The sequence below is a fragment of the Oceanobacillus longus genome (genome assembly GCF_042650085.1).
Taxonomy (GTDB): Bacteria; Bacillota; Bacilli; order Bacillales; family Amphibacillaceae; genus Oceanobacillus; species Oceanobacillus longus.
The window spans coordinates 218,772-231,217 of sequence record NZ_JBHSAO010000008.1 but is presented as its reverse complement, the minus strand read 5'-3'; the positions used below and the strand labels follow the sequence as shown (position 1 = coordinate 231,217).

The 12,446-nt window shown below is 37.5% G+C and carries 11 protein-coding genes and 1 other annotated feature; of the genes, 7 read left to right on the top strand and 4 right to left on the bottom strand.

The window, feature by feature from the left end:
• The first annotated feature begins 16 nt into the window (after positions 1-16).
• The 4 genes from ACFOUV_RS11785 to ACFOUV_RS11770 all read left to right on the top strand — a co-directional run bounded on the left by ACFOUV_RS11785 (position 17) and on the right by ACFOUV_RS11770 (position 3,413).
• A complete protein-coding gene (locus tag ACFOUV_RS11785; protein WP_379496968.1) occupies positions 17-955 on the top strand; it encodes a beta-ketoacyl-ACP synthase III in 939 nt (312 codons plus the stop codon).
• Positions 956-981: 26 nt separating this feature from the next.
• Positions 982-2,220 carry a beta-ketoacyl-ACP synthase II gene (fabF, locus tag ACFOUV_RS11780; RefSeq protein WP_379496967.1) on the top strand — a complete coding sequence of 413 codons (1,239 nt, stop codon included), beginning with the start codon at positions 982-984 and terminating at the stop codon, positions 2,218-2,220.
• Positions 2,221-2,368: 148 nt separating this feature from the next.
• A complete protein-coding gene (locus ACFOUV_RS11775) occupies positions 2,369-2,569 on the top strand; it encodes a hypothetical protein (RefSeq protein ID WP_379496966.1) in 201 nt (66 codons plus the stop codon).
• A gap of 82 nt (positions 2,570-2,651) precedes the next feature.
• On the top strand, positions 2,652-3,413 hold the full coding sequence (locus ACFOUV_RS11770) for a YjbA family protein (protein WP_379496965.1): 762 nt from the start codon (positions 2,652-2,654) through the stop codon (positions 3,411-3,413).
• Between the two features lie 219 nt (positions 3,414-3,632).
• Here the strand turns inward: ACFOUV_RS11770 and trpS are convergent, their stop codons facing one another.
• Positions 3,633-4,622, bottom strand: a complete 990-nt coding sequence (trpS, locus tag ACFOUV_RS11765; RefSeq protein ID WP_379496964.1) for a tryptophan--tRNA ligase — start codon at positions 4,620-4,622, stop codon at positions 3,633-3,635.
• Between the two features lie 55 nt (positions 4,623-4,677).
• Positions 4,678-4,851 (bottom strand) — a binding site (T-box leader).
• 94 nt (positions 4,852-4,945) lie between these two features.
• The gene (locus tag ACFOUV_RS11760; RefSeq protein WP_379496963.1) at positions 4,946-5,824 is read right to left on the bottom strand and encodes a DMT family transporter; all 879 of its coding nucleotides are present in this window, start codon (positions 5,822-5,824) and stop codon (positions 4,946-4,948) included.
• A gap of 343 nt (positions 5,825-6,167) precedes the next feature.
• Here ACFOUV_RS11760 and ACFOUV_RS11755 point away from each other — a divergent pair, with 343 nt between their 5' ends.
• Positions 6,168-7,547, top strand: a complete 1,380-nt coding sequence (locus ACFOUV_RS11755; RefSeq protein ID WP_379496962.1) for an MFS transporter — start codon at positions 6,168-6,170, stop codon at positions 7,545-7,547.
• Positions 7,548-7,615: 68 nt separating this feature from the next.
• Positions 7,616-8,806 (top strand): amidohydrolase, encoded by a 1,191-nt coding sequence (locus ACFOUV_RS11750; protein WP_379497257.1) that lies wholly within the window; start codon positions 7,616-7,618, stop codon positions 8,804-8,806.
• 231 nt (positions 8,807-9,037) lie between these two features.
• Here the strand turns inward: ACFOUV_RS11750 and ACFOUV_RS11745 are convergent, their stop codons facing one another.
• Both ACFOUV_RS11745 and ACFOUV_RS11740 read right to left on the bottom strand, forming a co-directional pair.
• Entirely contained in the window at positions 9,038-9,640 is a 603-nt protein-coding gene (locus ACFOUV_RS11745; RefSeq protein ID WP_379496961.1) for a trimeric intracellular cation channel family protein, read from the bottom strand.
• A 205-nt stretch (positions 9,641-9,845) separates the two neighbouring features.
• On the bottom strand, positions 9,846-10,931 hold the full coding sequence (locus ACFOUV_RS11740; protein WP_379496960.1) for a YkvI family membrane protein: 1,086 nt from the start codon (positions 10,929-10,931) through the stop codon (positions 9,846-9,848).
• A gap of 180 nt (positions 10,932-11,111) precedes the next feature.
• Between ACFOUV_RS11740 and ACFOUV_RS11735 the strand changes: the two genes are divergently transcribed.
• Positions 11,112-12,365, top strand: a complete 1,254-nt coding sequence (locus tag ACFOUV_RS11735; protein ID WP_379496959.1) for a PucR family transcriptional regulator — start codon at positions 11,112-11,114, stop codon at positions 12,363-12,365.
• Positions 12,366-12,446: the final 81 nt, after the last annotated feature.

Sequence of the window (12,446 nt, the reverse complement as noted above, 5' to 3'; positions counted from 1 at the left end):
TAAGGGAGCTGTCAATATGAATGCTGGGATATTAGGTACAGGTCACTACCTTCCGACGAACGTAGTTACAAATAAAGACATGGAAAAAATAGTAGACACGAATGATGAATGGATTAGAACAAGAACAGGTATTGAGGAAAGAAGATTAGCTTCGGATGATATTGATTCATCAGATATGGCATATCATGCAGCTCTCGGTGCACTTGAGGAAGCCGATGTGGATGCTGCCGATATCGATTTAATATTAGTCGCAACCGTAACACCGGATACGCCATTTCCATCCGTAGCGTGTATGATACAGGATCGCCTTGGTGCAACTAAAGCTGCAGCAATGGATATAAGTGCAGCATGTTCAGGATTTATGTATGGACTGATTACTGCCAAACAATTCATCGAAACGAAAGCATATAAAAAAATTCTTGTCGTCGGTACAGAAAAGCTCTCCAAAATAACAAACTGGGAAGATAGAGGTACTTGTGTTCTCCTTGGTGATGGTGCAGGTGCTGCTGTTGTAGGGGAAGTTTCAGAAGGTAAGGGCATCCTATCTTTTGAACTTGGTGCAAACGGTGCTGGAGGCAAGGAGTTATACCAGAATGAAGACGATAAGCTTGTTATGAATGGCCGTGAAGTGTATAAATTTGCGGTTAGACAAATGCCTGAGTCCACGGTGAATGTTGTGGAGGAATTGGGATTAAGTAAAGAAGATGTAGACTATCTTGTTCCACATCAGGCAAATATAAGAATTATGGATGCAGCACGTCAGCGTCTGGGAATCTCAGAAGAAAAAATGGCTACTACGATCAAAAAGTACGGTAACAACTCTTCTGCATCCATTCCGATGGCTTTGTCAGAGTCGGTAAAAGAAGGTAAAATAAAAGATAATGATTTAATCGTATTGGTAGGGTTTGGCGGCGGCTTAACATGGGGCGCAGTTGCAATAAGATGGGGTAGATAAGATAACCACGGAAGGAGGAAGATCAAATGGAACAAAGAAGGGTAGTAATTACAGGGCTAGGTGCAATAACACCATTAGGTAATGATGTAAATACCTTGTGGGAGAATCTCCTGGCTGGAAAATCAGGCATTGATTTTGTGACGAAAGTTAATAAAGATAATTATCCTGCGAAGGTAGCTGCTGAGGTGAAAGATTTTGATCCTACAACCTTTATGGATAAAAAAGATGCACGCAAAATGGATCCCTTTACCCAATATGCGGTAGCAGCATCTAAAATGGCTATAGAAGATGCAAAGCTTACGATTGATGACAGCAATGCACATCGAGTAGGTGTTTGGATTGGCTCAGGAATTGGTGGAATGAAGACATGGGAAGAACAGCATACTAAATTGCTGGAAAAAGGCCCTAAGAGAGTTAGTCCGTTTTTTGTACCAATGATGATACCGGATATGGCAGCTGGGCAAGTTTCCATTCAAACAGGTGCAAAAGGGATTAATTCATGTTCCGTAACAGCCTGCGCATCTGGTGCCAATTCAATTGGAGATGCATACAAAGCAGTCGAGCGCGGTGATGTTGATTATATAATTGCTGGAGGAACCGAAGCACCAATATCCGATATGGCCTTTGCAGGGTTCTCGTCGGCAAAAGCATTGTCAACGAATCAGGATCCAAGTAAAGCAAGCCGGCCATTTGATGAAAACCGTGATGGATTTGTCATGGGTGAAGGTGCAGGAATTCTTATTCTTGAATCATTGGATTCAGCACTGGAACGCGGTGCACATATTTATGGCGAAATAGCTGGTTACGGAGCAACTGGTGATGCTTATCATATTACTGCTCCAGCTGAAAATGGTGAAGGAGCGGCACGCGCGATGCAGCATGCCCTTAGAGATGCAGGAATCGAACCAGAGGAAGTAGACTATATTAATGCACATGGAACAAGTACAGAGCTGAATGATAAATATGAAACAGCGGCAATTAAAACCGTTTTCGGTAATCATGCCAAAAAGCTCGCCGTCTCATCTACAAAATCAATGACAGGACATCTACTTGGAGCAGCAGGCGGTATCGAAGCAGTAATTTCCGTTAAAGCCATTACAGATGGAATTATTCCAGCTACTACAAATTATGAAACTCCTGATCCGAATTGTGATTTGGATTATGTACCAAACGAAGCAAGAAAACAAGAAGTGAACGTTGTCGTAAGTAATTCACTCGGCTTTGGTGGTCATAATGTCGCACTTGTGTTTAAAAAATACAACTAATAGAAGAAGCTGTTTCAGCATAATGCTGGACAGCTTTTTTTCATGTTGCTGTCAAAGTAATAACCATGCACCCACCCAAAATCAGGTCTTCTTTCCAAAAGCACAGCATACTATATAAATAAAATGGACAAGCGGTGAGGGGATTCTAATGGGATATGTATTTTTCTTTTTACTGGGATTTGGACTAGCTGTTACAGGTGGAGTGACGATTATCGCATATATGAATTTCCTACCTGCTGGATTATCGTGGGCGGATTATTTTCTTTTTATAAGTGGAAGAATAGAATGCTATTTTCTTCCTCTAGGGGTTTTGATTATGGGTGTTCTATTGTATCGTTATCCGAATTAATTTTAATGCAACTTCTCGAATATTTTTCTCCGTGATGGCTATAATGTATTCTAAATCGGAAAATGAAAAGTGAGGGTTGTTTATGTTATATTTGCACGATGTTTGGGTGAACTGGTTTGAAGGAGAGGAGAACGGCTATAGTGTCTGTCATTTCCATGAATGGAGGAAAGAGGACAGCATTGAGCTAATGGATCAAGTACCTTTACTATACATAACAGAGACACTGTACAACTACATTGAGAACGATATGCATGATCTACCGAAAGCTTTACTTGATTCGATCTATAAACGGGCCTACACACGTAAGGGACAGAAAAGGTCTGTTGTAGAATATGCATGTATTGTTACGGATGGTAATGATATTCTAGCGATAGACACAATTGGATATTCCATCCCAATTCGCAAAAGCAGATTAATCCCACGCCAAGAACAGCTTGTTTTCGACATGATTGATAACACGAAACCGCAATCTTTTAAATTTGATGACAGTGACTATGAAAAGGAATACCATATGCTATCAATGCCTCCAGAATTTGTCTATGGACTTACAAGAAAGGAAAGGCAGTTGAAGCAATTGCTCATGATTGGGCTTGATCAATTGAAGACTACGAATAACAGAGAAGAATTGCGTTACTGGCTGACTGAATGGGACCCGAAACAGTATCCAGCAATCCGTTACATGGATGAAAATCGGGTATGGGAAACATTGTATAATGGCGTGAAAGAAGGCTGGAGTCCGTCACATGAGGAGCTATGTGCAAAACTCATACGTGGCCAGCAATTCCTGGAAAAAATGTGGGAAGCGGAATTAGGACCGGAGCCCAATACTTCGAATCAGAAATAGCCAGGCAACATTTTATTTCAATAATTGTGCTTGAGATACTGTGGTTTTGGTGGAGAGTGCTGAAGTTCACAAGAAAGATGCTGAAATTCACAGGAAAAGTGCCGAAGTTCACACCAAAAAAGCTGAAGTTCACAAACAAAATGCTGAAGTTCACATGTCCAAGCAAATTCCACAACAAAAAAGTTGCCCGGGCTCTATGCCTGGGCAACTTTTTTACGATTATTTTTTTACTCTTCCAAGTCCCATTGCTTTTTTTGCCTTCGCAACAGTTTTATTCGCTGTAAAGGATGCTTTCTCTGCACCTTGATCTAAAATATCATCCAATTTTACGGAGTTAATTAATTCAGCGTACCTGTCTTGAATTGGTTTCAACGTTTCAATTACAGCATTTGCTACGCCTTGTTTAAAATCGCCGTAACCTTTCCCTTCATATTTAGCTTCCAAGGATTTTATCGACTCCCCGGTGCAGCTAGAATAAATGGTAAGCAGGTTGGAAACACCAGGCTTATTTTCTTTATCATATTTAACAATTCCTTCTGAATCAGTAACTGCGCTTTTGATTTTTTTCTCAATTTTCTTTGGTTCGTCAAGCATGGAAATAAAGCCTTTTTCATTTTCATCGGATTTACTCATCTTCTTCATAGGTTCCTGTAAAGACATGATACGCGCTCCAACTTTTGGAATACGAATATCGGGAATGGTAAAAATATCATTAAAACGGTTATTAAAGCGCCCGGCCAAATCTCTTGTCAGCTCAAGATGTTGTTTTTGATCATCACCAACAGGTACGATATTTGTATTATAAAGTAGGATATCTGCAGCCATGAGAGACGGATAGGTTAATAATGCAGAGGAAATAGCTTCTTTCCCTGCAGATTTATCCTTATACTGTGTCATACGTTCCAATTCACCGATATAGCTGATTGATTGCAACATCCACCCCAGTTGGGTATGTGCAGGTACTTCAGATTGTACAAAAAGCGTTGAGGTTTCAGGATCGATTCCTGAAGCAATATATAATGCTGCAAGGGAACGAATATTACTTCTCAATTTCAATCGTTCCTGTGGTACGGTAATTGCATGTTCATCCACAATACAGAAATAACAGTCATTATCGTTTTGTAATTCCACAAACTGCTGGATTGCTCCAAGGTAATTACCAAGTGTTAAAGTTCCGCTCGGCTGAATTCCTGAGAAAATTGTTTCCATTTTTTATCACTCCATTTTTATTTCTACATTAAAAAAAGCCCACTCTTCTCCCATCGCAAGGGACGAATGAACCGCGGTGCCACCCTAATTATCTTACATAAAATGTAAGATCACTTTATAAATAAGCTCGAAAGTCCAATTCCAATTTACCTTGATGCTTGTTTTCACCAACCACAAGCTCTCTTAAAATCAGTGGGTAATTGTACTCTATCTTTATCATCGCTATAAATATGAATTTAATTTATTATATACAAACTTTAAATCATAAAGCAAGGAATTTCAGTTGCAAGTTTGGATTAAACACGGTTTCTTTTCACCAGCTTTTATTCGAGTGAATGGTTCTTACGTTGGTAAGTGGATAGAATAACGCCTCCCACAATAAAAAAGGACCCGACTATCTCTACACCTGTAATCGGCTTGTACAATAAGATCAATCCCATAATCATTGCAACAAAAGGTTCTAAATTAGATAATATCGATGCATTCGAAGCGTTGACATACCGAATATTCTTATTCCAAATAAGTGTAGCTATACCGTGTACAACAATTGCCGTTGTAATTAGAAAAACCCAATCAGGAATATCCATACTTATCCGTAAAGGATTATCTAATATAAAAACAAAGGGGACTGAAACAATAAACCCTACAATATTCGAATATAAGGTAATAGTAAGTGGATCAACTCTTTGGGAGAGCACTTTTGTCATAATAATCATGATAGCGAAAGTTACCATCGTTACAACAATCCAGAGAAGACCCTTGTCCATGTCTAAAGAAGATAAACTCCCTTTAGCTACTACAAAATAAATACCTAGTATCGCTATAAAAGACCCTAAAACCATGCGAATCGATAATCTCTCTTTTAAGAAAAGGGCCGCTAAGAATCCGGTTAAAATGGGAGTTGTTGCTAGAATTAATGCAGATGTTGTTGGATCTGCTGTTTGTAGTCCTACAAAAAAAGACCATTGATTTATAAATACACCAATAACCCCCAGAATGGAAATAGCAAGTAAATCGGTTTTATTTAACCGTTTAAAATGTTTTTTATAAGTTGATAATCCAAGTAAAAATAACACAATAAAGAAAAGTCTCAGTGATGTTAATAGACTTGGGGAGAAATATTGAACTAAAATCTTTCCAAATACAAAATTACTACCCCATACGATTACACAAAAAGTTAACCAAGCATAAGATTTAAGCATCTATTTATACGCTCCTATAGAAAAATCACAACTTTATAATTATAAGCGTTAACTCAAGTTCCGTATACCTTTTCGCAAATTTAAATTTATTCTACATAAGTGCCACTTTTACCTCGTTAAGTTTTAACATCAATAAAATGAGACGATTAAAAATCCTCTTGCTCAACCATTCTTATTTTCACTCCTTCACACTATTTTTAAAGTTCACCAAACGGATTAAAAAAATTAAATTTAGTTATAGGGATTTTTAATAATTTTTTAAAACATGTGCACTTTAGTAATATGTACTTGAATTTTTTTTAAATTACGTAACGTCGAATTAGGAACTTAGGAGGATTATGGTATGGAAGCAACAAACTATAAAGGTACGGATAAAATGATTTTTGGTATTGTATTTGGTGTTATTACATTTTGGTTATTTGCCCAAGCAATGGTAAATATTGTTCCAGCAGTTCAAGCGGATTTGGGTGTTGAATTAGGAACTTTGAATATTGCAATTAGCTTAACTTCCCTGTTTTCGGGTATGTTTATTGTGGTTGCAGGTGGGATGGCAGACAGGATAGGAAGGAAGAAAATCACCTATGTTGGTTTAGTGTTGAGTGTGATTGGTTCCTTGTTACTAGTGCTGGCACAAGGATCTGTATTATTAATTATTGGACGGGTATTGCAAGGTTTATCTGCTGCATGTATTATGCCCGCTACGATTGCGTTAATGAAAGCTTATTTTGAAGGCCCAGAAAGACAGCGGGCAATTAGTTATTGGTCCATCGGTTCATGGGGCGGTTCAGGGATTACTTCGTTTGCTGGTGGTACTATTGCTACGTATATGGGATGGAGATGGATATTTATTTTTTCCATCATTTTCGCTTTGCTTGCCATGTGGCTCATCAGGGATGTCCCTGAAAGTAAAGCCAAATCAACTGGGAAATTCCGATTTGATTATGGTGGGTTGGGAATCTTTATCGTTACGATGCTTGCAATTAATATTTTTGTTACCCAAGGTTCAGAACTGGGATGGACGAGTTTACCTACGATTATTTTAGCTGTTGTTTCTATCGTTGGTGTCATAGTATTTATTTACTATGAGGGTAGAAAAAGAAATGCGCTCATCGATTTTGAGCTATTTAAAAATAAAGCCTATACAGGTGCGACGGTATCTAATTTCTTATTGAATGCTGTCGCAGGTACGCTAATTGTTGCTAATACGTATGTACAAGTCGGTCGGGGTTTTAGTCCATTTCAATCCGGTTTACTCTCACTTGGTTATTTAGCAGCTGTTCTTTCCATGATTCGTGTTGGTGAAAAGCTCATGCAACGAACCGGTGCAAAAAAACCGATGGTCTGGGGATCATTAATAACGCTAATCGGGGTTGCCATGATGGCGTTAACTTTTTTGCCTGATCTCATTTACACGATTATTGTATTTGTTGGATTTATCTTATTTGGTTTAGGTCTTGGTATGTATGCTACGCCATCGACCGATACAGCTGTCTCTGCAGCTCCTGATGATAAAATCGGGGAAGCTTCTGGAATATATAAAATGGCAAGTTCTTTAGGAAATGCTTTTGGTATTGCCATTTCAGTTTCCGTGTATAGTACAGTCACAACAATAAGTTCTGTTCATATTTCTGCGGTAGCTGGGATTACTACAAATGTTATATTTGCTGCTCTTTCCCTGATTTCTATCCTTGTACTTGTTCCAAATACAGTGGATGAAAAATAATAAGTGAGTAAGTAGGCAGGTTCACCCGGGTATCGTGCCTACTCAGTTTTGAAAGGAGATTTACTATGATGATAGATAAATTAATGAATATGCTTGAAGAACGAGAAGATGAAATGATTGAGATTCGCCGTTACTTACATGAGAATCCGGAGCTTTCTTTTAAAGAAGAAAAAACAGCAAACTATATCGCCGATTTTTATAAAGATAAAGATGTCGAAATTGTAACGAACGCAGGAAATGGATACGGAATTGTTGTAACTATAAAAGGGGGGAATCAAGGTAAAACGGTTGCTCTTCGGGCTGACTTTGATGCGCTTCCTATAAAAGAGGAGGCAGAGGTACCGTTTAAGTCAAAAAATGAAGGTATTATGCATGCTTGTGGTCATGATGCTCATACAGCTTATCTTCTAGTTTTAGCTGATTGTCTTATCCAATTAAAAGATAACATTCATGGTGCGGTTAAAATTATCCACCAACATGCAGAAGAAGTACCACCTGGTGGAGCGAAGAGTATTGTAGAAGAAGGATTTCTGGATGATGTAAATGCCATCTTTGGTATTCATGTTTTACCATTGGCTCCTGCTGGTACTGTTGGTTATCATAGTGGATATTCGTTTAATGGTCGAGCATATTTTAAACTTCGATTACAAGCAAGTGGAGGACATGGTTCCTCTCCGCACAAAGCAAACGATGCGATTGTTGCAGGAGCCTATTTTGTGACAAATGTACAAACTATTGTTAGTCGCAGAGTGGATCCGTTTAATGCAGGTGTAGTGACTATTGGTTCATTTGATGGTAAAGGAACGTTTAATGTTATTAAAGATAGTATCGAGCTCGAAGGGGATATACGCTATTCAAATGAGGAAACAAAGGATGTTATTGACAAAGAAATTCATCGGATTGTTAAGGGAACCGAAGAATTATTCGGTGTCACTTGTGAACTTACGTATGAACCTGACTATCCACCATTGTATAATGATCCTGAATTAACTTCATTTGTGGCGGATACCTTGAACGCAATTGAGGATAAAGATATTAAAGAAGTAACAGAATTTCCTAAAATGGCACCATCTGATGATTTTGCCTACTACCTGGAGAAAGTTCCTGGTTCTTATTTTTATATTGGTTGTACGCCAGAGGGAGTAGAAGAACCTTATTTCAATCATCACCCTAAATTTGATATTGATGAAGATGCGATTCTTGTTGCGGCTAAATCAGTGGGTCATGTTGTTTGCAGTTATTTAGATATGGATAAATAACATAATAGGAAGGCACATTTAGAAATCATGGTTCCAGGTAGTATCAATAGCCTTTTTCATTGCTAGTAATAGTGAGTTTTTATTATTTTATATAAATTTTTTTGAAATGCAAACATCAAACTCCATAAACTGAGTTTGATGTTTGCTTATCTTTTTTAATAATTTTATCCGCTTCAGGAGTTTTAATCCCTATTTAAATCACCAGATAATCTAGATAATCGTGGCACCACATTAAGTCGTTGTTGAATGCCTGGGCAATCTCCATTTATAGCGTACCGATAACATCCTTAATGTAACAATTGAAATGAAAAGAACACCGATCGCCCAAGCTCCGTTGATTAAACCGAGACCAATCGCTAATCCACCCAGTGCGGCCCATAGCGCATAAATCTCTGCACGGAAAATCATGGGCTTTCTTCCCGCGAAAACATCCCGTAAGATTCCTCCACCTGAACCAGTCAGAGTAGCTGCGGCAATTACCCCACTTAACGGAACACCAGCTTGAACAGCATATAAAGCACCTTGAATGGCAAAGGCAGCTAAGCCAATCGCATCAAAAAAGATTCCCCATTTATTCCAATAACTTAACAAGCGACCAGGTATTAAAAAGATTAGAGTAATTGTTAAAAAGGCAACAACGAATAAATAATTCTGGGTCCAAATATCTTCTACTGGAATGCCAATTAATAGATTACGAAACGTGCCGCCACCAAATGCCGTAGTAAACCCCAGCACATAAAAACCTAATATGTCATAATCCTCCTCCATCGCAATAATAGCACCACTTATCGCAAATGCAATGGTACCGATAAAGTTAAGTACATCCCATATCAACACGTTTCATCCTTTTTAGAATTTATTGGTTTACATTCAAAAAGGTCCCTTTTCTTATTTTAAACACGATGTAAAGTATGCTGATTGTTAATCAAATTACAATGTATCTTGGTTTGAAAAGAATGTACCCTTTTGATAATAACTCACTTTATTGTAATTCTATACGATCGTTTATACAAATAATGCGGATTCGCTTCCGAACAAACTATAACCCTTCTTGTGAATGATGATTTGCCCTCGCTTGTTCTATCTTCTTCATTCTAAATGGTGCAATAATTAATACGCCAATTAGAACAAGACCAAGATATCCGATAAGTGGATAAAAATAGCTGACAAGATCCGTGAATCCAGCAAAGCTTGCTGCAAATCCCACAATCATTGTAATAAAGAAAAACATTTTAAATTTGGGTGTATCTACAACTGTAAAACGTGCTGCAAATGAGAAAAACATGCTTATTGCTGTATTGAAAATCATGCCGAAAAGAACTATTGACATCAGTATACCCAATATAGGGGAGATATTATTAACGATAGCGAGCATCGGCATGTCCATACCTTCAATTGCATCGATCTTAGAAAAAATGGCAAGGTGACTGACTAAAATAAGAATACCAATACATAGGCCTCCAGCCAATCCTCCTAATGCCGCTGTTTTTCTATTGGTTTCGGCACCACCCATAACCAGTGCCATGGATGCCCCAACTGCTGTATTAAAGGAAACATAGTTAACACTTGAAATAAACCAATTCGGTAAAGTGGTTGGCTGCTCTTTTGCTAAGCTATCTAAAGCTGTAATTGATCCATCAACGGTCAGAAAACTATAGACAGATAGAATAATTACAAATATTATAAGAAAAGGTGTAATGCTTCCAATAATCGATACGACGCGATTCACATTTAGCATACCAATCACAAGAACTAAAATCGTCATCATACTTGATCCAACAATGTATGGTATACCAAATTGTTGGTTGAGGTTTGAACCTGCCCCGGCTATCATTACAACCCCAACTCCAAACAAGGTAAAGATAAGAATATAATCAATAATCTTCCCAAGAAAAGGACCACTAATATCGTAAATAACATCTTTATGGGATGTCGTTTGTGTACGGCTTCCTAGCCATACCAGTATCATTCCAATATATGCAAATAGGGCGGTTGCAAGAATAGCACCTACCGTCCCCATTAAGCCGAAGCTTGTAAAATATTGTAGCACTTCCTGTCCGGAAGCGAATCCTGCACCTACAATCACACCTGTAAAAGCGCTTCCAATTCTTATTACTTTTCCCATCATACTTCCCCCTAGGTTTTTATAATTTCTAAGTTTAACAGGTTATACGTGAAATTTATTTGTGTATATAATAAAATAGAAAGTAGAATGTTTGTTTATTTGCTCAAATGTTCCCGTTTTTTGGAGAAATTTGTATGAAACATCTAAATAGATATTGCCATAATTGGAGGAAGAGCTTGCATGAATAATGTACCAAACGATCCAGAATTATTAAAACATCTAAATGAAGTATTTAAATCTACAGATCAATTAGCAGATCGAATTGGTGAAATTTTCGAATGTCCAATTACAATAGAAGATTCCAATCATCATATTGTATCATACAGCAAACATAAGGAAAATATTGATGAAGCCAGAATAGCTACCATCATGAATCGGAAAGTACCGGATAAAGTTATAAACGGTCTTTGGAAAAAAGGCGTCATGCCGAAACTAATTGATAGTGATGAACCTGTCATTATCCCGCAAATTGCAGAAATCGGGCTTGGGAATCGTGTGGCCGTATCGATTAGGGAAAAAAATGAAATATATGGGTTTATATGGGCTCATACCGGGGATAAAACATTAAGTGATGAGGAACTGCAATTTCTAAAGGAAGTAGCTAAGCAGGTTAAGAAACTTTTCATGAAGCGTCATAATCGCAATAGAAAATCAAAGGAGCAATATAACGATTTTTTCTGGAAGTTATTAACTGGAGACATTCATGATACGAACGAAATAAATCGTCAATCCAAACAATTTAACATTCAGCTGGAGGGGAAACTTGCCATTGTTGTAATAAGATTTGCCGATGAGGTAACAGAGCAACTGGAAAAGCATGCCTTCTATTTAGCGGAAACCCAAATGCAAGTTCAAGTCGTTTCTCGTATATTTGATGACAAGGAATTTATTATGCTTGTCCGTCATGTTAAAGAGGAGGACCCCTCCTATATGTTAGTTGATTTTATCAATCAATTTATTCATAGAATCAGTAAACAACTAAAGCTTCAAACTGTTAATGGTTCAGCTGGATCAATCTATGAAACAACGCGTAATATTAAAGATAGCTATAAACAGGCTTTACAGGTTCTGGATTTAAAAGAAAGGTTTTCAAAAGAGCTAGAAGAAACTTTTCTATATGAAGATCTTGGTGTTTATCAATTTATTGATGAATTGGTTGAGATTCGGAAGACGAATCATTATCAGAATAAATATGTAGAAAAATTAAGGACTTATGACAAGAATAATCAGACATCCCTTGTACATACACTAAACTTGTACTTACAATGTGATTGTAATGTTTATAAAGCTGCAAAAGAGATAATAATTCATCCTAATACGATGAATTATCGTTTGAAACGAATCAGAGAAGTTTCAGATCTTGATTTAAAAGATCCGAATCAAAAAATAAACATCTACCTGGATTTTATGATTGAAAACATGCAGGAAAGGTGATTTGTGTAAAAACACAAATCATCTTTCTTATTTTCATTTTTTTTAATAAAGTAATCTTCCTTGTAAGGGGTTACAATTGCC